Origin of the sequence: Pseudomonas sp. JR33AA (genome assembly GCF_021378985.1) — a bacterium.
GTDB classification, from domain to species: domain Bacteria; phylum Pseudomonadota; class Gammaproteobacteria; order Pseudomonadales; family Pseudomonadaceae; genus Aquipseudomonas; species Aquipseudomonas alloputida.
Map to the genome: position 1 here is coordinate 88,333 of NZ_JAJSAW010000010.1, position 21,241 is coordinate 109,573.

A 21,241-nucleotide genomic window follows, 5' to 3' on the forward strand; every position below is an offset into this window, starting at 1 on the left:
AAGCCCGGCATTATACGCCGGGCGCCGGCAGGGGGACGGCCGTGACCCGCCAGTCATCGCCCACTGCGCGCATTTCGGTAATTTTCAGCCTCGGTGCTTCGCTCATCTTGTCCATCGGCCAGTCCAGCAGCGGCCGGGCCTGAGAGCCGAGGAAGGTGCCAGCGACGAACAGCTGGTACTCGTCCACCAGGCCTTGCCGTGCAAAGGCTCCGACCAGGCCGGCCCCGGCCTCAAGCAGGATTTCGTTGACGCCGCGGGCGGCCAGGGCGTGAAGCAGTGCCGCCAGGTCGACCTGGCCATTGTCGCCCGGCAAGCTGAGCAATTCGTGGCCGGCAGCGGCATAGCGCGGGTCATCTGCGACAGCAGTCACCACCAGCGCTGGGCCCGCCTGGAAGAATGGCGCCGCCAGTGGCAGGCGCAGACGGCCATCGACCAGCACCCGCAAGGGTGTGCGGCTGAGTGCCAGGGCGGTCGTTTCGGCATCCAGGCCCAGCTCGGCACCACGCACGGTCATGCGTGCGTTGTCTGCCAGCACGCTGGCGGCGCTGGTCAGCACCACGCTGGAGCGGGCGCGCAAGCGCTGCACGGCTGAGCGCGCGGCCGGGCCGGTGATCCATTGGCTTTCACCACTGGCCATGGCGGTGCGGCCGTCCAGGCTCATGGCCAGCTTGGCGCGAACGAACGGCAGGCCGTGCTCCATGCGCTTGAGGAAGCCCGGGTTGAGGGCACGGGCCTCGGCTTCGAGCACCCCGCTGGCCACTTCGATTCCGGCTTCGGCCAGGCGCCGCAGGCCCTGCCCCGCCACTTGTGGGTTAGGGTCCTGCATGGCGGCTACGACACGCGCCACGCCGGCCTTGACCAGTGCTTCGGCACACGGCGGCGTACGGCCATGGTGGCTGCATGGTTCCAGGGTGACGTAGGCGCAAGCACCGCGGGCAAGTTCACCGGCCTGACGCAGGGCATGCACTTCGGCATGGGGCTCGCCGGCGCGCACGTGCCAACCTTCACCGACCACTTCGCCATCGCGCACGATCACGCAGCCTACGCGCGGGTTCGGGTGGGTGGTGTACTGGCCTTTACGCGCCAGCTCCAGCGCGCGGGCCATGTAGTGAGCGTCGAGAATGGCAGCTTGGCTGGGCATGTTCACTCTTTAGCTGGCTCACGGGCCAGGCGGTCGATTTCTTCGCGGAACTCGTCGAGGTCCTGGAAGCGCCGGTACACCGAAGCAAAGCGGATATAGGCCACTTCATCGAGCTTGCGCAGCTCGGCCATGACCATTTCACCGACCACCAGCGATTTGACTTCGCGCTCGCCAGTGGCACGCAGCCGGCTCTTGATATGCGCCAGCGCAGCTTCCAGGCGCTCGACGCTGACCGGACGCTTTTCCAGGGCCCGTTGCATACCCGCGCGCAGCTTTTCTTCGTCGAAGGGCTGGCGCGTGCCGTCCTGCTTGATCAGCCGGGGCAGCACCAGCTCGGCGGTTTCGAAGGTGGTGAAGCGCTCGCCGCAGGCTACGCATTCACGGCGGCGGCGCACCTGCTCGCCCTCGGCGACGAGGCGAGAGTCGATGACCTTGGTGTCGTTGGCACCGCAAAAGGGACAGTGCATGGTGGCAGGCAACAAAAAAAGGGAGGGCCATGGTAGCGCATTGCACTGGCAAGACAAGCCAAAGGGGTTAACATCCATGGGAAATATGCCCGTGAAGGACTCCCCCATGCACTACCGAGCGCTCGTCGTGCTGTGCTGCGCCGCTCTGCTTGCCGCCTGCGGCAGCGACAGGCCAAAGACCGACAACCCGGCACCCGCGCCAGCCCCCTCGGCCAAGGCCGAAATACTGGGCCCGTTGCCGGCCTACCAGCGCGAGCTGAGCGGCACCTTGCTGGAAATTCCGGCGGGTGCCGAAGTGGAACTGGCCTTGCTGGTGATCGACGAACGCGACCGCCCGCAGCGCCTGCTGGCCAGCAGCAACCTGACCGGTACCGGCCAGGCACTGCCCTACCACCTGCGTTTCAACCCCGAAGCCTTCCCGCCCGGTGCCCGGGTCGAACTGCGTGGCCGCGCCAGTAACTCCGGCCAGCTGATCATGCACCTGCCCCCGGTGCGCATTACCCAGGCACAAACCCAGGCCACCGGCCCGCTGCGTTTCGAGAAGGCGCCTTAAGTGATGCCGCAGGCCCTGCAACAGGCCCTCAGCGGCCTGATTGGCGAAGCACGCCTGATCGTCAGCGAACTGCCCGACTGCGAGCTGAAACTATGGCTGATCGACGACCAAAACATGGACCGCGCCTTCAGCAGCGAAGAAACCCGACGCATTCTTGAAGAGCCTCCCTATTGGAGCTTCTGCTGGGCCAGTGGGCTGGCAATGGCCCGCTACCTGGCCGAACGCCCTGAGTGGGTGGCGGGCAAACGCGTACTGGACTTTGGCGCCGGTTCTGGTATCGCCGGCATTGCTGCTGCACGCGCCGGAGCACGGGAAGTGGTGGCCTGCGACCTCGACCCGCTGGCCCTTGATGCCTGCCGTGCGAACGCTGCACTGAACGGGGTGACATTAAGCTACAGCAGCGATTTCTTTGCCGAGGAAGACCGCTTCGACCTGATCCTGGTTGCCGATGTGCTGTACGACCGCGCCAACCTGCCGCTGCTGGACGCCTTCCTGAGCCGCGGCCGGCAGGCCTTGGTGGCCGACTCGCGGGTACGTGACTTTCACCACCCGTTGTACCAGCAATTGGGCGTGCTCGAAGCACTGACCCTACCGGACCTGGCCGAGCCACACGAATTCCGCCGGGTCAGCCTGTACCACGCCAGCCGCGACACCTTATAGTGGTGCCATACACGAGTTTGCGAGAGTCGCGATGACCCAAGACACGCCTTACATTTTCGACGCTACCGATGCCACCTTTCAGCAACTGGTGATCGAGAACTCTTTCCACAAGCCGGTGCTGGTGGACTTCTGGGCCGAGTGGTGCGCGCCGTGCAAGGCGCTGATGCCGTTGTTGGCCAAGATCACCGAGGGTTACCAGGGCGAACTGCTGCTGGCCAAGATCAACTGCGACGTGGAGCAACAGGTAGTTGCCCAGTTCGGCATCCGTAGCCTGCCGACCGTGGTGCTGTTCAAGGACGGCCAGCCGGTGGACGGTTTTGCCGGGGCTCAGCCGGAATCGGCGATCCGTGCCATGCTCGAGCCGCATGTACAACTGCCGGCCGCGCCCACCGCCTCGCCACTGGAGCAGGCAAAGGCGCTGTTTGCCGAAAGCCGTTTTGCCGAAACCGAAGCGCTGTTGCAGGCGCTGCTGGGTGAGGACAACAGCAATGCCGAGGCGCTGATCCTGTATGCCCGCTGCCTGGCCGAGCGTGGCGAGCTGGGCGAAGCGCAAGTGGTGCTGGATGCGGTCAAGACTGACGAACACAAAGCTGCACTGGCCGGTGCCAAGGCCCAGCTGACCTTCCTGCGCCAGGCTGCCAGCCTGCCGGAAGTGGCCGACCTTAAAAGCCGTCTGGCGCAGAACCCGCAGGACGACGAGGCGGCTTATCAGCTGAGCATCCAGCAACTGGCGCGCCAGCAGTACGAGGCGGCGCTGGAGGGGCTGTTGAAGCTGTTCCAGCGTAACCGTGGCTACGAGAACGGGCTGCCGCAGAAGGCGCTGTTGCAGGTGTTCGAATTGCTGGGTGGCGATCACCCGCTGGTTGGTGTTTATCGTCGCAAGCTGTCGGCCGCGATGTTCTGAGTGACCTTGAGCCTGCGCTGGGCCTGTGGGAGCGGGCATGCCCGCGAAGAAACCAACACGGTGGATGGCACCGGCTCTGCCGGTGTTCGCGGGTAAACCCGCTCCTACGGGCGACCGCGCAGGCTTTGCTGCAACAGCGAAAACAGCACTCACCCTACCCAGTGATACATCGGCGCATCCACGCCACTTTCCACCTTTACCTCACTGCTGTGCCGCAAGCGCACCAGCAGCCGCTTACCCGCCGCCGTACTCCCCGCCAACCCTTCCAGCCGGTCCAGCAATTCCGGCCCGCTCATCTGTCCTGCCAGGCGCAACACATCACGCGCCGCAGCCCACTGACCGTCATTCTGGCGCGGCGCGGCCACCGCGGCTGTCGCGGCCGCCTGGGCTACCATCGGCAACTCGGTCTGCCGCCCCAGTTGCGCCCACTCTTCAGGCGTCAGCTCGATGGTCAGGTCCACCGGCCAGTCACCAATCTGTCCACGAATTCTCATGATGCATTCCTTGAACCCAAGTCAATGCAGCCATGCTACCGCAACATGAAACATGCGCCACACAGGCTGGCGGCACGCCGATAAGTTGTTATAACATAACCCAATCTTTCAGCCCGCTCCGGAGTCGTCCATGCGTCGCCTGCTGCTCGCCTTGCCCTTCGCTTTGCTGCCACTGGCCGTGGCCCATGCTCACGATGACCATGATCATGACCACGCCCACGGCTCCCTCGGCGCCCACGAGCACGGCGTAGCCAAGCTCAACGCAGTGCTCGATGGCAATACCCTGGAACTGGAGCTGGACAGCCCGGCAATGAACCTGGTCGGCTTCGAGCATGCCGCCAGCAGCGATGCCGACAAGGCCAAAGTCGCCTCCGTGCGCCAGCAACTTGAACAACCCCTGAAGCTGTTCGGCCTTTCCGCTGCCGCAGCCTGCAAGGAAGACCAACAGGCACTGGAAAGCCCTCTGTTCGGTAACGCGTCGAAGGCCGACGACGAGGGTGACGACCACGACCACGACCACGACCGTCAGCACAGCGACATCGGCGCCCATTATCAGCTGACTTGCGCCAACCCCGACAAGCTGACCCAGCTGGACCTGGCGCCGCTGTTCAAGGCCTTCCCCGCCACGCAGAAAATCAACGTGCAACTGATCGGCCCCAATGGCCAGCAAGGCGTGGAAACGACGCCGGCCAAGGCAACGGTCGCCCTCTGAATGAACCAGCCGTTGATCGATCTGCATGACCTGGTGTTCGCCTGGCCAGGTCACCCGCCGCTGCTGGATATTCCGGCATTGCGCCTGGACGCTGGTGAAGCACTGTTTCTCAAGGGCCCCAGCGGCAGTGGCAAGACGACCTTGCTGGGCCTGCTGGGTGGGGTGAACGTGCCGGTCCAGGGCCGCATCCAGTTGCTCGGTCAGGACCTCGGCAGCCTGAGCCAGGGCGCCCGTGACCGCTTTCGGGTCGATCACACAGGGTATATCTTCCAGCAGTTCAACCTGCTGCCCTTCCTCTCGGTACGTGAAAACGTCGAGCTGCCCTGCCGCTTCTCGCGCAGCCGCAAGGCCCGCGCCGAGCAGCGCCATGGCAGTGTTGACCAGGCAGCCAGCACGTTGCTGACCCACCTGGGCCTGGGCGACCCTGCCATGCTCGCGCGCCGCGCCGACAGCCTGTCGATCGGCCAGCAGCAACGGGTCGCCGCCGCCCGCGCACTGATCGGCCAGCCTGAGCTGGTGATTGCCGACGAACCGACCTCGGCACTGGATGCAGACACCCGCGAAGCGTTCATTCGCCTGCTGTTCGATGAGTGCCGTGCCGCCGGTGCCAGCTTGCTGTTCGTCAGCCACGACCAGAGCCTGGCACCGCTGTTTGACCGCCACCTGTCGCTTGTCGAACTGAACCGCGCCGCCAAGCCCCGGGAGGCCTGATGTACCTGCTCCGCCTTGCCTTGGCCAGCCTGGCCAACCGCCGCTTCACTGCCTTTCTGACCGCCTTTGCCATTGCCCTGTCGGTGTGCCTGCTGCTGGCTGTTGAGCGGGTCCGTACCGAAGCCCGTGCCAGCTTTGCCAGCACCATCAGCGGCACCGACCTGATTGTCGGTGCACGCTCCGGCTCAGTGAACCTGCTGCTGTATTCGGTGTTCCGCATAGGCAACGCGACCAATAACATCCGCTGGGACAGCTTCCAGCACTATGCGCAGGACCCACGGGTGAAGTGGGCAATCCCGATCTCGCTGGGCGACTCACACCGCGGTTACAGAGTGATGGGCACCACCACGGCTTACTTCAGCCATTACCAGTACGGCCGCCGCCAGCATCTGGAACTGAGCCAGGGGCGCGCATTCGCCAGCGACCCGTTCGAAGTGGTGCTCGGCGCCGAAGTGGCCGAGGCATTGCACTACAAGCTGGGTGACAAGCTGGTGCTGGCCCACGGTGTGGCCGCAATCAGCCTGGTCAAGCACGACGACAAGCCGTTTACCGTGGTCGGCGTACTCAAGCGCACCGGCACCCCCGTCGACCGCACCCTGCATATCAGCCTGGGCGGCATGGAGGCGATCCATATCGACTGGCACAACGGCGTACCGGCACGTGGTGCCGGGCGCATCAGCGCCGAGCAGGCGCGGACGATGGACCTGCAACCCGCCGCCATCACCGCGTTCATGCTGGGCCTGAACAACAAGATCGCCACCTTCAGCCTGCAACGGGAAATCAACGAATATCGCAGCGAGCCATTGCTGGCGATCCTGCCTGGTGTGGCCTTGCAGGAGTTGTGGAGCCTGATGGGCACTGCGGAGCAGGCGTTGTTCGTGGTCTCGCTGTTCGTGGTGCTGACCGGCTTGATCGGCATGCTCACGGCGATTCTCACCAGTCTCAACGAGCGCCGCCGAGAGATGGCGATACTGCGTTCGGTCGGCGCGCGGCCGTGGCATATCGCCGGGCTGCTGGTACTGGAGGCACTGTCGCTGGCGGCAGTCGGCATTTTTGCCGGGCTGGGTTTGCTGTATGCAGGGATCGCCCTGGCGCAGGGGTATGTGCAGGCCAACTATGGTTTGTATCTGCCACTGGCGCTGCCGAGTACTCATGAATGGACCTTGCTGGCTATCATCCTTGGCGCAGCGTTGCTGATGGGCAGCGTGCCGGCGTGGCGGGCCTATCGGCAGTCGCTGGCCGATGGTTTGTCCATACACCTCTGAGAGCGCGGAATGATCCATTACCTCATGCGCTTCTTCGCGGGTAAACCCGCTCCTACACCGGGTCGTGCTGCCCTTGTAGGAGCGGGCTCACCCGCGAAGAGGCCAGCACTGCAGATACTGCTGAGCCTGCTGATTACCGTAGCGATGCCCTTGTGGGCTTCGGAACCCCGCGAGCTCGACTGGCCCGCCCTGATCCCCGAAGGCGCCCCGGTCATCCCGCCACAACTCACCCCGCTGCACGACATGTCACAGCTCAGCAACGCCCTGTCTGCCGAATCCGCACCACCTGCGCGCCAACAGGCGCCCGATGCACCGGTGGTAAAAAGCCTCGACGGCCAACAGGTCAAACTTCCCGGCTACATCGTGCCACTGGAGGTCAGCGAAGAAGGCCGCACCACCGAATTCCTGCTGGTCCCTTACTACGGCGCGTGCATCCATGTGCCGCCGCCACCGCCGAACCAGATCGTGCATATTTTCAGCGAGATGGGCGTGCGCATCGAAGACCTCTACCAGCCCTACTGGATCGAGGGAAAGATGCAGGTTAGAGCTTCCAGCAGCGAGCTGGCGGACGCCGGCTACCAGATGGAAGCCGAGAAAATCTACGCTTATGAGCTGAGATGAGAACTGTTTCGAATGCGTGAAGACGCTTCGTTGAGCTGGGTCAAACTTTCCGTTTAACCAGCTCCGTACCATTGGACTACTCGATTAATAACGTCCTTTGGGAGCTTCCATGAACAAGTCCTTGCTGGGTGCCTCGCTTGTGGCCCTTGCACTCGCCGCCCCTGCCGCCCACGCCTATCAGGCGGGGGACATGATCCTGCGCGCAGGCGCCATCACCACCGCCCCGAACGAGAGCAGCGGCGACCTCAAGTTCGACGGTAACAAGGTGTCGGGCACCAAGGCGACCCTGGACAGCGATACCCAGCTGGGCCTGACCTTTGCCTACATGCTCACCGACCACATCGGCCTGGAACTGCTGGCCGCTACCCCGTTCAAGCACACCGTCGCCGTAAAAGGCCTGGGCGGCGGGCTGGACGGCAAGCTGGCGGACATCAAGCAACTGCCGCCGACGCTGTCGCTGCAGTACTACCCAATGGCACCGAATTCGCGCTTCCAGCCGTACGCTGGCGTCGGTATCAACTACACCCTGTTCTTTGACGAAGACCTGAGCAGCGCACGCAAGGAGCAAGGCTTCAGCAACCTCAAGCTACAGGATTCGGTAGGTATCGCCGGCCAACTGGGCATGGACTACATGCTGACCGACAACCTGCTGGTAAACGCCTCGGTCTGGTACGTCGACATCGACACCAAGGCCAGCGTCAACGGCCCGACCGCCCTTGGCTACAGCAAGACCAAGGTCGACGTCGACGTCGACCCGTGGGTATACATGGTCGGCCTTGGCTACAAGTTCTGACCTGAACATTGCAGGGCGGCCTCGGCCGCCCTCGCGCGCTGCAGCCATAGCCAGTAGCACAGTGCGCCAGCACTGATGCCCATGCCAAGCCCGCACACCGCAACCCAGCCCCAGTGTGCAAACACCCAGCTCGCCAATACCGCCCCCAAACCGCTGCCCAGCGAATAGCAACACATGTAGGCCCCGATCAAACGGCTAGCCATCGCACCACGTCCGGCCAGCAACACGCTCTGGTTGGTGACATGCACTGCCTGCACGGCAAAATCCAGCATCAGCACACCCAGCACAAAGGCCAGCAATGAATGCTCGACGAACGCTGTTGGCAGCCACGACAGCGTCAGCAGGGCCAACGACACCCCGGTCGTCCGCTCACCCCGTCCAAGGTCGGCCAGACGACCGGCATGCGAAGCCGCCAGCGTACCCGCGACACCTGCCAGGCCAAACAGGCCGATCTCGGTATGGCTCAGCGCCAGCGGCGCAGCACTGAGTGGCATGACCATGGCACTCCACAGCACGCTGAATGCGGCGAAGATCAACACACCGAACACGCCGCGCTGGCGCAGCAACCGGTCGTGCCGATACAAACTGAACTGGGCCATGATCAGCGCCCGGTAACCCGGCCGGCTCCTCATCGGCTGCCCGCCGGGCAGACTGCGCCACAGCACCAGCGCCAGCAACATCAACAGCCCTGCGGCGACCAGGTACACACTCCGCCAACCGGCCAGGTCGGCCAGCCCGCCCGAAGCCAGCCGTGCCAGCAGAATACCCAGCACCACACCACTGGTGACGGTGCCTACCGCCTGCCCTTGCTGGCCAGGTGAGGCCAGGCTCGCGGCATGCGCCACCATCACCTGCACCATGACTGCCATCAACCCGGTGATAGCCAGAGCCAGCAGCAATATTGCCCAGTTCTGTGCCATGCCAACGCCCACCAGCGCAAGCGCCGAGAACAGCAACTGGCCAAGCAACAGACGTTTACGGTCGACCAAGTCCCCCAGCGGCACAACCAGTAGCAGCCCCAGGGCGTAGCCCGCCTGGGTCGCGCCGACTACCCAGCCAATCTGCTGCTGCGCCACCCCCAGCTCGGCAGCCATCGACTCAAGCAGCGGTTGAGCGAAGTACACCGTGGCCACAGCCATCGCACTGGTGGTGGCAAGCAACAGGGTTATCCAGCGTGTCAGTGAAGGGGTCATCGGCGAGCCTCTGCAATCTGGTTTCAATTTGAAACCACATGCTGGCTATTTAGCAAATGTGGTTTTAATCTGCAACCAGATAATCAAGACAGGTTTGCCCCATGCTCGATGAAAACAATGCGCAGTGCCCCGTGGCCCGGGCGCTGGAGGTGCTGGGTGACCGCTGGGCGCTGATGATCCTGCGCGATGCCTTTGACGGCCTACGGCGTTTCAGCGAATTTCAGAAGAACCTGGGGCTGGCGAAGAACATCCTGACCTCGCGGCTAAAGCTGTTGGTGGAAAGTGGGTTGCTGATGACACAGCCGGCGTCGGATGGCAGTGCCTACAAAGAGTATGTGCTGACCGACAAAGGGCAGTCGGTGTTTCCCGTGGTGGTGGGTTTGCGGCAGTGGGGAGAGCGGTTTCTGTTCAAGGCGGGTGAAACGCGTTCGGAGCTGGTGGACGGCGTGACGGGGCAGGCGCTTGAGATATTGCAGGTCCGTGGCCAGGATGGGCGGGTTCTACATCCCGAAGATTGCCAGCGCAGAAGGGTGCGGCATGGGTGATTTCAGGGCTGCTGCGCAGCCCCGAGGGGGTTCAGCCCTTACCGAGAAGCTTTGCCAGGCCTTCAACTATCGGCGTCACCTGCGCAAATTCGAACCGCGCCAACAACCGCTGGTTATCCGCTCGCGAATGGCGGATATCACCCGATCGCGCCGCCGTATAGCTGATCGCTGGCATGCTCCCTACAACCTTCTCCAGCGCCGCGAGCAACTGGTTCAGTGAGGTCGCCTGGTTCAGTCCGATGTTCACCGCCCCCTCCTCGACCTGCGGCTGCTCCAGTGCCTGCACCATCACCTGCACCAGGTCGCCCACGTAAAGGAAGTCCCGGGTCTGCTCGCCGTCGCCGAACACTGTAATCGGCAAGCCCTGCACAGCACGCTCGCAGAAGATGCTGATCACCCCGGAATACGGTGAGGAAGGGTCCTGCCGTGGCCCGAAGATATTGAAGAAGCGAAATACCACCGGTTCCAGGCCATGCTGGCGGCGGTAGAAGTCCAGGTACTGCTCACTGGCCAGCTTGTCCACGGCATAAGGGGTCAACGGCGCCTTGGGCGTGTCTTCGGAAATCGACTCCCCTTCACCATTGTTGCCGTACACCGCTGCGCTTGAGGCAAACAGCACCCGGCGCAGGCCATGCACGCGCATGGCTTCGCAAACGTTGAGGGTACCGATGAAGTTGCTTTGGTGGGTACGCACCGGGTCTTCGACCGAGGCCTGAACCGACGCTACCGCTGCCAGATGCACGACGGCACCGCAGCCAGCCGCAGCCTGAGTGACCAGCCCTGCATCGGCAACGTCACCTTCGATCAGTTCCAGCCGTGGGTGGTCGACCTGCAGATTGCTTCGCCGGCCGGTGGAAAAGTCGTCGAGAATGCGTACGGCGTAGCCTTTGTCCAACAACGCATCGCACAGGTGCGAGCCAATGAAGCCGGCACCGCCGGTGATCAGGATGGGGGCGTCAGCCATGGCGGTAGAACCGGTCCAGTAGAGGTGGCAAGCCAGCGCGCCAGGCACGCGGCTTGATACCGAAGGTATGAAGGATTTTCTTGCAGGCCAGTACCGCGTGCTGTGGCTCTTCGCTGGCATCCGGGCGCGCGGCATGGGCCTGCGGCGTGGGGGCCTGAGCGGCCAGCTGGCGGTATTGACCGGCCTCGGAGAGAATCGCCTGGCCCAGCGCCAGCGGCGTGGTCGCCTCATTGCCGGCGTAATGGTAGGTGCCCCACAGCGGCGCATTGCAATCCAGTTGCTTGAGCACCGACAGGATCACTCGGGCAGCATCATCGACCGGCGTCGGGTTGCCACGTCGATCATCGGCCAGCAGCAGCTCCTGTGGTTGCTCGGCACGGGTCAGGAAGCGGCCCAACACGCCATCGATGCTCTCGTCCAGCAACCAACCAAAGCGCAGCAACACATGCTGCGGGCAGGCCGCGCGCACGCTCTGCTCGATGCGCCATAGGGCCTGACCACGCAAGCCCAGCGGCACTGGCTCGTCCTTTTCGCTATAGGCCGTGGCCCGCGAACCGTCGAACACACGGTAGCTGGATGGCTGCACCAAGGTGATCTGATGGTGCTGGCACAGTTCTGCCAACCGCTCCACCGCTCGCTCCTGTTGAGCCAGGCGCTGCTCGCTGACCGACTCGGCCTGGAACCAGTCGAAGTAATAGGCCAGGTTGACCAGGGCGTCGGGGCGATGGTCATCGAGCAGCTGAGTGAGGCTTGAGGGCGCCCAGCCGTTCTCGGGCGGGCGCGGCGCCAGGAATGCGATGTCCTCCTCGGCCCCAAGACGAATCAGCGCTTGCCCGAGGGCATTGCCACCACCCAACAGCATTAGGCGCATACGCATAGAGTCAGCAGATCCGGAGAGGTTGATGAGAAAAAAGAGTCATTTTGCGGTTTCCTGCCCGGGAAGTCCAACACCGGCCCCGCTTGATTCTCTTGGGTCAGCACCTCATTCAAGCCGTATGCACCAGCAAGCTTTTGAACGCAGCCTGTAACCTGGGCGCATTGTCGGTCTTTTCTCTCAGAGGGGCGATCATCTGGCCGCTGGCGCTGGCAATGGCGCTCGCCGCCTTTCTGGGCGCACAATTGGGGGCACGCTGCGCAGTTCGCTTCGGCTCTCGCCTCATAAAACCGCTGCTGGTCAGCGTCTGCTGCATCATGGCACTCAAACTGCTGCTCGATACCGGCAACCCGCTCGGCGAATGGCTCAACCAGTTCCTCTAGAGAACACCATGCACATTCAAAAGGCTTCCCCGCAGCGCGCGAAGTGGCAGTTTGACGAGCCCGCCCCTGGCAAAGAGCTGTTCATCAATGAAGTCTTTGGAAACTATCAGCAACAGGCGCGATTGCTGGTACCTGATATAGAGCGCGCAGCTCCCGCATTCGTTCTGGGGGGCGCGCGTTCCGACTTTACCCGGCTCAACCCGCTGCTTTATCGCCTGCAAACCGCAGGCATTGGTTCACTCACTGGCAATCTGTCTGGTCATAGCCTTGCCAGCGAGCCAGGCGCAATGTCGCCGTCACTGGCTACAAACCTTGATGAAGCTCAGCGCTTCCACGCGCATATCGCGCCTCGATGCCGAACGCTCATAGGCCACAGCCTTGGCGCAGCAATTACGCTTAAGCTTGCAGCACAGTTGCCACACGTGGACAGCATCGTATTAATCTGCCCTGCAGTTTATCCAGACGATGCGCATCAGGCGCCGTTCGGCCCGGCATTCACTGCCGCCATCAATAAGCCTTTTGGTTTTCTGAAAAGCGATAGCTACACCTTCCTCAACCAGTTTCGTGGAAGAGTATTGATGGTGATCGGCGAGTACGACGGGCTCAACTCCCAGAGATTCGGCAAAGGCCCCGGTACCAGCGCTGGCAGCCTGTGGCTTGCCGGCACTGAACGCTATAGCCCGATTCCTGAAGAAGTTAACCTCGCCTTGATGCGAGCAGTTTCAGCGACGCGTTTGCAATGCCTGTTTCTTACCGACTGCGACCATGGCATCGCGGCACATTTGCGCCGTACTCCAGCCATAGCGGACCAGGTTGCGGACACGGTCGCAACGTTCATCCTCGACAATGCTTGAGGCGTTAGGCATTACTCGATCTCGAACAGACCATTGCGCAAGGGCGCCACGCTCAATCGCTCACGCACATCGTCATCTATGCGCGGATCATCCGGCCGGTACAGTTTCACCTGTCGATACGCATTGATGCGATTGATCTCCTCGCCCAGGTACTCCCACACCACGCGGGTACAGGCCGGGTTGCGCCGGTCGCCGCTGGATACGCCAGCCTTCAGGCCATTGAGCCGGGTGATGCGGCTTTTGAAGCTGGGGATGAGGATGGTCTGGCTCATTTCGTTGAACGTCAGCGACTCGTAGTCGATGAGGAACATCCGGTCCTGCAACTGGAACGCCGCACCCAGGTAGCGGCAGCGTACCTCGGCATGCTGATCGGTGGCGCTGGAGCGCTCCTGCCGTTCCTGGCGCTCGAACAGAAAACGGCCGCGTTCTTCCCACAGGTGCACCAGTGACACGAGGATCGTGCCCGGTACCGACATGCAGTTCGAATACTCGAAGTAGTAACCGCAATAGCGCGACAGGTTGCCGCCATGTTCGTGCAGCGGGCGGAACAGCTCGCTGATCGGGTCACTGGGCTGCTCGGCCAGGGGCGATACCCGCGCACCGATCAGACGGGCGAACTGCTCGGCGGGCAGGTTCAGTTCGTAATCCTCGACACCGAAGAAGTCGCCGATCCGCTTCAGGTTGAAAGCCGTCGGACGGCTTTGCCCGCTCAGGTACTTGTTGAACTGCGCGCGGTTGATCGACAGCTGGCGGCAAACTTCGGAAATAGAGCGGTAGTGGCTGCAGGCAAGTTTGAGGTTTGTAGCGAAGTGATCGCTCATAGGCGGAATCCAGGTGACGCGAATGACGCCATTGTAGCATCAAGTCGCATCAAGTAAGAGCAATCCGCGAAATTGTAACCACTCTTGTCATAGCCAACCATGCGCCCCAACGAATAGCGGTGCGCCTGCCGTCCGCTGGTCTTTCCACACGAAGAATAAGAATCGAGGTCATTTTCCAATGCTCGAAGTAATCAACGATTTCCTTTCGGGGAAACTCCTCATCGTGCTGATCGTAGGGCTGGGTAGCTACTTCACCATCCGCTCCCGGTTCGTCCAGTTCCGCCACTTCACCCATATGTTCAGCGTGTTCAAGGAATCGCTGCGTGGCCAGGCAGGCCAGTTGAGCTCCTTTCAGGCCCTGATGCTGAGCCTGGCCGGCCGCGTGGGCGCCGGCAACATCGCCGGTGTCGGTATCGCCGTGACCCTGGGTGGCCCAGGTGCCGTGTTCTGGATGTGGGTCACCGCACTGGTGGGCATGTCCAGCAGCTTCTTCGAATGCACCCTGGCCCAGGTGTACAAGCGCGCTGATGGCGACGGCCTGTACCGCGGCGGCCCGGCCTACTACATCCAGCACGGGCTCAAGCGCAAGAGCATGGCCATCGTGTTCTCGATCCTGCTGCTGGTCACCTACGGCTTCGCCTTCATCGGCCTGCAGTCGTACACCGTAACCCACTCGCTGCAGAATGCCTTTGCCTTCGACCCAAGCCACACCGGTATTGTCCTGGCCGTACTGTTGGCCATCACCTTCATCGGCGGCATCAAGCGCATCGCGGCGGTGTCGGACCTGCTGGTACCGGTCAAGACCCTGGCCTACATCGGCGTGACCCTGTACGTAATCGGCACCCAGATCGAACACGTGCCAGCCATGCTGGAAACCATCTTCAAGAGCGCCTTCGGCCTTGACCCGGCGTTTGCCGGCCTGCTCGGCAGCGCCATCGTCATGGGTGTGAAACGTGGCGTGTTCGCCAACGAAGCAGGCCTGGGCAGTGCGCCAAACGTCGCCGCCGTGGCCGCCGTGAAACACCCGGGCGCGCAGGGCGTGGTACAGGCCTTCAGCGTATTCCTCGACACCTTCGTGATCTGCACCTGCACCGCACTGCTGATCCTGCTGTCGGGCTTCTACACCCCGGGCTTCGAAGGTGATGGCATCGTCCTGACCCAGAACTCGCTGGCCGCCGTGGTCGGTGACTGGGGTCGCGTGTTCGTCAGCGTGGCGCTGTCGCTGTTTGTCTTTACCTGCATCCTCTACAACTACTACCTCGGCGAGAACAGCCTGCAGTTCCTCAGCCGTAACCGCGTAGTGTTGATGGTGTTCCGTGGCCTGGTGCTGGCACTGGTCGTATGGGGTTCGATGCAAGACCTGTCGACCGTGTTCGCCTTCGCCGACATCACCATGACCTGCCTGGCCTTCGTCAACCTGGTGGCCCTGGCCCTGCTGTTCAAGGTCGGCCTGCGGGTCATGCGCGACTACGACGACCAGCGCAAGGCCGGTGTAAAGCAGCCTGTGTTCGACTCGTCCAAGTTTGCCGACCTGGACCTGGACCGCAATGCCTGGCCTGCCAATCCGCAGGTGGAAACAGCCACTGACAAAGCAGTCGGCCAAGTACAGCCACAGCGCTGATATCCTCCCCCGCCTAGCCGCCCCTTCCGCGGGCGGCTTTTCTTTCTCCGCTCACCGCTACGGATGCTTTCCATGCGCGCAGTAAAGAATCTTCTCGTTCTCTATACCGGTGGCACCATCGGCATGCTCGAAACCCCGGAAGGCCTGGCACCGGCCGGTGGTTTTGAAGCGCGGATGCGTGAACACTTTGCCCAGATGGCCAATGCACCCCAGGTGCAATGGGCGCTGCAAGAGCTGAACCCGCTGCTCGACAGCGCCAACATGCAACAGCACAACTGGCTGGCGATGCGCGATGCCATCGTCGCGGCGGTGGATGTCGCCGGCCACGATGGCGTGCTGGTGCTGCACGGTACCGACAGCATGGCCTACAGCGCTGCTGCATTGTCGTTCCTGTTGCTGGGCCTGCCAGCACCGGTAGTGCTGACCGGCTCGATGCTGCCGGCAGGTGCCCCGGACAGCGATGCCTGGGACAACCTGTGCGGCGCATTGCGCCAGTTCGAACACGGCCTGGAGGATGGCGTGCAGCTGTACTTCCACGGTCAGCTGCTGCATGGCTGTCGGGCGTCGAAGCTGCGCAGCGAAGCGTTCGATGCCTTTGCTGCGCTGCCGCGCCACCGTGACGCTGAGCGGGCCGATACGATCCCTGCCGAGCTGGGCTACAAACAGCCGCGCAAGCCGGTCAACCTGGCGGTTGTGCCGGTGTTCCCGGGGCTTCAGGCCGGGCATTTGCAGGCCTTGATCGACAGTGGTGTGCAGGGTTTGCTGGTGGAGTGCTACGGCAGCGGGACCGGGCCGTCGGATGACCAGGCGCTGCTGAATGTACTGAGCGCAGCGCGCCAGCGCGGCGTGATGCTGGCGGCTATCAGCCAGTGCCCGGAAGGCTCGGTGGTGTTCGACACCTATGCAGCGGGCAACCGCTTGCGCGGGGCCGGGCTGATAAGTGGCGGTGGCATGACCCGTGAAGCAGCGCTGGGCAAGATGGTGGCGCTGCTGGGCGCAGGGTTGGATGCTGACGCAGCAGACCGCTGGTTTGTCCTGGATCTGTGTGGCGAGCGGGCTTGATCAGCGCCCTTGGGGGCTTCGCGGTTAAACAGCGTTACCTGTGTAGGAGCGGGTTCACCCGCGAAGAGGCCCTAAAGGGTGAATAAATGGCGGAAGGCAGCGGGAGTCGAACCTGCCCGGGAACGGCTGCCGTCCCCAACCGGGTTTGAAGCCCGGCCGCGCCACCGGGCGCGATTGCCTTCCTTGAACTCAGTGCCTGGCCTGCTGTTGGGCCAGGGCGCTGTCGGCGCGGATGTGACGCTGGTCGGCCACCCTCCGGGTCAGGCCGATACGGTCGAAGTATTCCAGAATCTGCACACTGCGCTTGCGACCGATGCCCAACATATCGCGAAACGCGGCAACCTGCACTATCGTCGTTTCGCTGGCCTGCCCCAGCAGCAACGCTGCCATGCGCTGTAGCGTCGCCTCTGGATAGAACAGGTCGCGCACCACCTGATGCACCAGGCCCAGCCGGGCCAACTTGCGCAGCAACAGGCGCACATCGGCTTCGGCACGGTTCTCCTCACTCGCCAGCGTCCTGACCCAGGGTGGGTCATATTGCCCTGCGATCAACTTCGGATGCAGACGTGCCCACAACGCACTGTCGGCTTCGCTCAACTGTACCTTGTGATCGGGCAGATGCAGCCATGGCCCGCTGCTGGCGATGGCGCTGTCGTCGAGCAATTCATCCAGCAGGCTGACGAAAGCCGGCCGTTCCAAAGGTAAGGCTACAAAGCGCCGCAGGCGATCACGGTCCGGGCCGAGCTGGTCGGGTTCTTGCTCGTGAAAGCGTGCCAGCTGTTCCAGAACCTGCTGCTTGAGCGCCTGCCATTGGGCTTTGGCGAACAGCAGTTGGCCCTGCCGGGTGGTCACCACGCGTACATCATCCGGTAACTGCCAGGTCTCCCGCAGGCGGTTGAACTGCCGCTCGAGTCGCTGTGGGCTAATGCCGCCCGGAGCACTGGCCAGCAGTGCTGGCAGTGCCTGCTCCAGATTCGCTGCATCGCGCAACACCTGCAACTGCTGCAGACGGGAATCGCTGCGGCGTTGGCGGCTTGGTGCGAACGGGTCGAGCACCTTGCCGCCGCCCAATGTGCGTTGGGCGCGCTGATCGCGCAGCACCAGGCGGTCGCCGTGCACGGCCTGCAACGGCGCGTTGAGCAACAACTGGGCAAACATGCGTTGGCCGGCAGCCAGGCTTTCGCCTTCGAGCAAGGCGACCCGGGCCGTTACATCCTGGGTGCCGAGGTGCACATGCACGGCGCTGAAATGTTCGAAAGTATGCTGCGGGTCCGGTAACAGGTTCAGCTCGATATCCACCCGAACACTGGGCGCATGCAACCATTCAGGCACCAGCCAGTCGCCCCGGTGCACCTGCTCAACGGCCAGGCGCTCGGCAGCGATGTTCAGTGCTACCCGTTGACCGGCTTCTGCCACCAACGCGGCCTGGTTCTGTGCATGCAGGCCACGCACGCGCACCACCTTGCCGGCCTTGCCCAGCAGCAACGTATCACCCGCACTGACCCGCCCGGCCAGTGCTGTGCCGGTGACCACCACTCCGGCGCCGGTAACCGCAAAGGCACGGTCGACGGCCAGGCGAAAACCACCGCACACACTACGCTGCCGTGTACCTGCTTCGGCCTCCAGCAGGGCCTGGCGCAACGCGTCCACGCCCTCCCCGCTGATGCTCGACAGCGGAAACTGCCGCGCACCGGCATACGGCCCAGGCGCCAGCAATTCACTGACTTGCATCTGCACCTCGGCCAGACGTGACGGCTCGACGCGGTCGCATTTGCTGATCGCCACCAACGCCTGGGGAATGCCCAGCAGCTCGATGATCGCCAGGTGTTCACGGGTCTGTGGCATGACACCGTCGTCGGCAGCCACCACCAACAACACCAGGTCGATGCCATGGGCGCCGGCAAGCATGTTGTGGATAAAACGCTCGTGGCCCGGCACGTCGATGAAACCGGTCAGCGGCGCGCCTTCGCTCAGCGCCGCATAACGGTAACCAAGGTCGATGGTCATGCCGCGGGCGCGCTCCTCTTGCCGCTGGTCGCCGGCCTGGCCGGTCAGCGCCAGCAGCAGTGCGGTCTTGCCGTGGTCGATGTGGCCAGCGGTACCAACGATCACTGCACCGGCCCCAGCTGCAGGGCTGGCAACTGGGCCAGCCACTGGGCTTCGTCATCCAGCTGGCGCAGGTCCAGCCACAGGGCATCGTCGTCAATGCGGCCCAGCACCGGCACCGGCAGGTCGCGCAGGGCTCGCTCGAGCACATGCAGGCTGCGACCGCGCAACTTCTTCGACACCTGCGGGCGCAGGCACAGCGCGGCGCTGGGCAAGCGTGCAACCGGCTGGCTGCCACTGCCGATCATGCCCAACGCTGGCTCTACACCGACGGCCCACTGCTCGCCGAGGCGCGTCTTGAGCTCAGGCGCCAGGCGCTCGGCCTGGGCCTGGATCTCGGCCTGGCTGCGAGTCAGCAAGCGCAGGCTGGGCAGGCGCTCGGCCAGGCGATCGGGGTTACGGTACAGCGCCAGCACCGCTTCGAGTGCAGCGAGGGTGATCTTGTCGACGCGCAGCGCACGCTTGAGCGGGTTTTTCTTGATCCTGGTGATCAGGTCCTTGTGGCCGACGATGATCCCGGCTTGCGGCCCCCCCAGCAGTTTGTCGCCACTGAAGGTGACGATATCGGCACCGTCGGCCAGGGCCTGGCGTACCGTGGGTTCGGCGGGCAGGCCCCAGCGGGTGAGGTCGAGCAGGCTACCGCTGCCCAGGTCTTCAAGCAGTGGCAGTTGATGTTGGTGGGCGATACGCGCCAGCTCGGCAGTAGGCACGTGGGTGGTGAAGCCCTGGATGCTGTAGTTGCTGCAATGCACCCGCATCAGCAGGCCAGTGCGCGGGCCGATGGCAGCCTCGTAGTCGCGGGCGTGAGTACGGTTGGTGGTGCCAACCTCGTGCAGCTTCACGCCGGCGCGGGCCATGATGTCGGGAATACGGAAAGCACCACCGATCTCGATCAGCTCGCCACGGGAGATGATGCCTTCCTTGCGCGCGCCCAGGCTGTTGAGCGCCAGCAGCACGGCGGCGGCATTGTTGTTGACCACTGTGACGGCTTCGGCGCCGGTCAGCTCTCGGATCAGGCCTTCGATCAGGTCATCACGGTCGCCACGTTTGCCGGTGGCCAGGTCGAATTCCAGGTTGAGCGGGTAACGCGCCGCGGTCTGCATGGCCTCGATGGCTTCTTCCGGTAGCAAGGCACGGCCCAGGTTGGTGTGCAGCACGGTGCCGGTGAGATTGAACACGCGGCGAACCTGGCTGCGTTGCTGGAGTGCGAGGCGCTCGCCGCTGCGGCCAAGGAGGATTTCCGGAACCAGTTCGGCGCTGCCAAGTTCGCCATTACGGACGGGCTCACGCAGGTCGTCGAGCAACTGGCGCAGGGTATGCAGCACGGCGTCGCGGCCGTGGCGATCGATCAGTGGGAGGCAAGCCGGGTGACGAAGGAGGGTATCGATGGACGGCAGGCGTGGGGTGTCGCTGGCAAGGCTGTTGGACATGCGGTACTACCTTGGACTGATCCGTTGTCTGTGCTGGCCCATTCGCGGGTGAAACCGCGCCTACAAGTACAGCGTGATCCGAAAGGTTGGCGCAATTACCTGTAGGTACGAAGGCAAGTCGGTGTTTCAGTGTAGAACCTCAGCCACTACCCGGGGCGAGCATCAGGTTGGGCGCCAGGCGATGGAAGCCCTCCCCGTCCAGGCGTATATCCAGGGCCAGGCTGGCCAGGTCATCGGCCAGCGGCTCGGCCGCCGCATCGTTCTCCAAGTAGTTCTGCTTCAGGTAGCTGTCGCACCCGGGGCAGCATTCGGCGCGTAGCGGCGCTTTGCCTGGCGCATGGCGATCATCCTCAAGGCTGGTGTAACGCAAATCCTTGCTCGACTCGCAGTACACGCACTTGACCCGCACCACATGCCATTCACAGGCACACAACGAACAGGCCAGGTAACGCAAGCCATTGTGCTTCCCACGGTTGCGCACCACCCCGGCCATTGCCGGCGAACCACAAGCCGGGCATTGGGCCAGGCTGCCGGCAGGCTTGAGCTGGTGTGCGGGCAGCGCCAGCAACCAGCTGGACCAGGCCGCCTGCAACGCGGCCCCGAGAAACGGCACCAGTGCTGCAGGCACACCATCGTACTGGCCTGCCAGCAAAGCAATGCCCCAGCCCTTGCGCTGACTGTCATCACTGCCTCGTAGCACCTGCAGCGCCTCACCCAGCGGGCCACGGGTTTCGCCGCCAAGGTGCTCCAGCATTGCCTGCAACCAGACCAGCCACGGCCCTTCACGCACCAGGCTGTCAGCCGACAGCGGCGGCAAACCATGATCCATGCACAGGCGCTGACGCTCTTCGGCCACCGGCATGCCACCGGGTGGGTTATCCACAAGCTGCTGCTGGAGGCGGCATAACCGCGCAATCAACCTCAGGTAGTCGCCAAGCGCGTTGCCCTCAGCCAGTTGCTCCAGGCGCGCGGCGCGCAGTTCAAACAGGTTGGCGGCAGGCAGGTGCAGAAAGGGCGGCGTGACCGCCGACGCTTCGATCTGCCCGGGTTCGAGTAGGGTGCTCAAG

Annotated in this window: 22 protein-coding genes, 1 tRNA gene and 1 pseudogene; 13 read left to right on the forward strand and 11 right to left on the reverse strand. The window is 63.5% G+C overall.

All coding sequences use genetic code 11. From position 1 onward, the window contains the following. Positions 1 to 10 precede the first annotated feature (10 nt). Positions 11 to 1,141, reverse strand: coding sequence for a bifunctional diaminohydroxyphosphoribosylaminopyrimidine deaminase/5-amino-6-(5-phosphoribosylamino)uracil reductase RibD (ribD, locus tag LVS58_RS17255; protein ID WP_233692083.1), 1,131 nt, complete (start codon positions 1,139 to 1,141; stop codon positions 11 to 13). A 2-nt stretch (positions 1,142 to 1,143) separates the two neighbouring features. Continuing rightward, positions 1,144 to 1,608, reverse strand: coding sequence for a transcriptional regulator NrdR (gene nrdR, locus LVS58_RS17260; protein WP_003255402.1), 465 nt, complete (start codon positions 1,606 to 1,608; stop codon positions 1,144 to 1,146). Between the two features lie 106 nt (positions 1,609 to 1,714). Between nrdR and LVS58_RS17265 the strand changes: the two genes are divergently transcribed. From LVS58_RS17265 to trxA, 3 genes are read left to right on the forward strand one after another with little or no spacing between them, the layout of a single operon-like run. Further along, the gene (locus LVS58_RS17265; RefSeq protein WP_233692084.1) at positions 1,715 to 2,161 is read left to right on the forward strand and encodes a YbaY family lipoprotein; all 447 of its coding nucleotides are present in this window, start codon (positions 1,715 to 1,717) and stop codon (positions 2,159 to 2,161) included. Positions 2,162 to 2,164: 3 nt separating this feature from the next. After that, positions 2,165 to 2,821, forward strand: coding sequence for a class I SAM-dependent methyltransferase (locus LVS58_RS17270; RefSeq protein ID WP_233692085.1), 657 nt, complete (start codon positions 2,165 to 2,167; stop codon positions 2,819 to 2,821). 31 nt (positions 2,822 to 2,852) lie between these two features. Next, positions 2,853 to 3,725 (forward strand): thioredoxin, encoded by an 873-nt coding sequence (gene trxA / locus LVS58_RS17275; protein ID WP_233692086.1) that lies wholly within the window; start codon positions 2,853 to 2,855, stop codon positions 3,723 to 3,725. 149 nt (positions 3,726 to 3,874) lie between these two features. On the opposite strand, the gene LVS58_RS17280 is transcribed toward trxA, so the two are convergent. Further along, positions 3,875 to 4,219: a hypothetical protein gene (locus LVS58_RS17280; RefSeq protein ID WP_233692087.1), complete on the reverse strand. Its 345-nt coding sequence runs from the start codon at positions 4,217 to 4,219 to the stop codon at positions 3,875 to 3,877. Between the two features lie 130 nt (positions 4,220 to 4,349). Between LVS58_RS17280 and LVS58_RS17285 the strand changes: the two genes are divergently transcribed. From LVS58_RS17285 to LVS58_RS17305, 5 genes are all read left to right on the forward strand, one after another. Continuing rightward, a complete protein-coding gene (locus tag LVS58_RS17285) occupies positions 4,350 to 4,931 on the forward strand; it encodes a DUF2796 domain-containing protein (RefSeq protein WP_233692088.1) in 582 nt (193 codons plus the stop codon). Continuing rightward, on the forward strand, positions 4,932 to 5,642 hold the full coding sequence (locus tag LVS58_RS17290) for an ABC transporter ATP-binding protein (protein WP_233692089.1): 711 nt from the start codon (positions 4,932 to 4,934) through the stop codon (positions 5,640 to 5,642). Then, a complete protein-coding gene (locus LVS58_RS17295) occupies positions 5,642 to 6,907 on the forward strand; it encodes an ABC transporter permease (protein WP_233692090.1) in 1,266 nt (421 codons plus the stop codon). Before LVS58_RS17290 ends, LVS58_RS17295 begins: the two co-directional genes overlap by 1 nt. A 108-nt stretch (positions 6,908 to 7,015) precedes the next feature. Then, positions 7,016 to 7,528: a DUF3299 domain-containing protein gene (locus tag LVS58_RS17300; RefSeq protein WP_233692115.1), complete on the forward strand. Its 513-nt coding sequence runs from the start codon at positions 7,016 to 7,018 to the stop codon at positions 7,526 to 7,528. A 109-nt stretch (positions 7,529 to 7,637) separates the two neighbouring features. Beyond that, complete coding sequence (locus LVS58_RS17305) at positions 7,638 to 8,321, forward strand: OmpW/AlkL family protein (protein WP_233692091.1); 684 nt, start codon at positions 7,638 to 7,640, stop codon at positions 8,319 to 8,321. Here LVS58_RS17305 and LVS58_RS17310 read toward each other — a convergent pair. Further along, positions 8,309 to 9,514, reverse strand: a complete 1,206-nt coding sequence (locus LVS58_RS17310) for an MFS transporter (RefSeq protein ID WP_233692092.1) — start codon at positions 9,512 to 9,514, stop codon at positions 8,309 to 8,311. The two genes, LVS58_RS17305 and LVS58_RS17310, sit on opposite strands and share 13 nt — an antisense overlap. A gap of 101 nt (positions 9,515 to 9,615) precedes the next feature. Between LVS58_RS17310 and LVS58_RS17315 the strand changes: the two genes are divergently transcribed. Further along, positions 9,616 to 10,059 carry a winged helix-turn-helix transcriptional regulator gene (locus LVS58_RS17315; protein ID WP_233692093.1) on the forward strand — a complete coding sequence of 148 codons (444 nt, stop codon included), beginning with the start codon at positions 9,616 to 9,618 and terminating at the stop codon, positions 10,057 to 10,059. 31 nt (positions 10,060 to 10,090) lie between these two features. Here the strand turns inward: LVS58_RS17315 and LVS58_RS17320 are convergent, their stop codons facing one another. Beyond that, a complete protein-coding gene (locus LVS58_RS17320; RefSeq protein WP_233692094.1) occupies positions 10,091 to 11,023 on the reverse strand; it encodes an NAD-dependent epimerase/dehydratase family protein in 933 nt (310 codons plus the stop codon). Continuing rightward, positions 11,016 to 11,900 (reverse strand): sugar nucleotide-binding protein, encoded by an 885-nt coding sequence (locus LVS58_RS17325; RefSeq protein ID WP_233692095.1) that lies wholly within the window; start codon positions 11,898 to 11,900, stop codon positions 11,016 to 11,018. The genes LVS58_RS17320 and LVS58_RS17325 overlap by 8 nt, the downstream gene beginning before the upstream one ends. A gap of 83 nt (positions 11,901 to 11,983) precedes the next feature. Between LVS58_RS17325 and LVS58_RS17330 the strand changes: the two are divergent. Both LVS58_RS17330 and LVS58_RS17335 read left to right on the forward strand, forming a co-directional pair. Next, positions 11,984 to 12,280, forward strand: a pseudogene (locus LVS58_RS17330) (TSUP family transporter); the annotation flags it as partial. A gap of 8 nt (positions 12,281 to 12,288) precedes the next feature. Next, positions 12,289 to 13,134, forward strand: coding sequence for an alpha/beta hydrolase (locus LVS58_RS17335; RefSeq protein ID WP_233692096.1), 846 nt, complete (start codon positions 12,289 to 12,291; stop codon positions 13,132 to 13,134). Positions 13,135 to 13,145: 11 nt separating this feature from the next. On the opposite strand, the gene LVS58_RS17340 is transcribed toward LVS58_RS17335, so the two are convergent. Next, entirely contained in the window at positions 13,146 to 13,955 is an 810-nt protein-coding gene (locus LVS58_RS17340) for a helix-turn-helix domain-containing protein (protein WP_233692097.1), read from the reverse strand. A gap of 178 nt (positions 13,956 to 14,133) precedes the next feature. Here LVS58_RS17340 and LVS58_RS17345 point away from each other — a divergent pair, with 178 nt between their 5' ends. Both LVS58_RS17345 and LVS58_RS17350 read left to right on the forward strand, forming a co-directional pair. Further along, positions 14,134 to 15,576: an alanine/glycine:cation symporter family protein gene (locus LVS58_RS17345; protein WP_233692098.1), complete on the forward strand. Its 1,443-nt coding sequence runs from the start codon at positions 14,134 to 14,136 to the stop codon at positions 15,574 to 15,576. 63 nt (positions 15,577 to 15,639) lie between these two features. Beyond that, positions 15,640 to 16,638: an asparaginase gene (locus LVS58_RS17350; RefSeq protein ID WP_233692099.1), complete on the forward strand. Its 999-nt coding sequence runs from the start codon at positions 15,640 to 15,642 to the stop codon at positions 16,636 to 16,638. A gap of 87 nt (positions 16,639 to 16,725) precedes the next feature. Here the strand turns inward: LVS58_RS17350 and LVS58_RS17355 are convergent. The 4 genes from LVS58_RS17355 to fdhE form a co-directional block, all read right to left on the reverse strand. Continuing rightward, positions 16,726 to 16,821, reverse strand: a tRNA-Sec gene (locus LVS58_RS17355). Between the two features lie 6 nt (positions 16,822 to 16,827). Then, positions 16,828 to 18,750, reverse strand: a complete 1,923-nt coding sequence (gene selB / locus LVS58_RS17360) for a selenocysteine-specific translation elongation factor (protein ID WP_233692100.1) — start codon at positions 18,748 to 18,750, stop codon at positions 16,828 to 16,830. Continuing rightward, on the reverse strand, positions 18,747 to 20,174 hold the full coding sequence (gene selA / locus LVS58_RS17365; RefSeq protein WP_233692101.1) for an L-seryl-tRNA(Sec) selenium transferase: 1,428 nt from the start codon (positions 20,172 to 20,174) through the stop codon (positions 18,747 to 18,749). The genes selB and selA overlap by 4 nt, the downstream gene beginning before the upstream one ends. Before the next feature lie 139 nt (positions 20,175 to 20,313). After that, a complete protein-coding gene (gene fdhE, locus LVS58_RS17370) occupies positions 20,314 to 21,240 on the reverse strand; it encodes a formate dehydrogenase accessory protein FdhE (protein ID WP_233692102.1) in 927 nt (308 codons plus the stop codon). Position 21,241 lies beyond the last annotated feature (1 nt).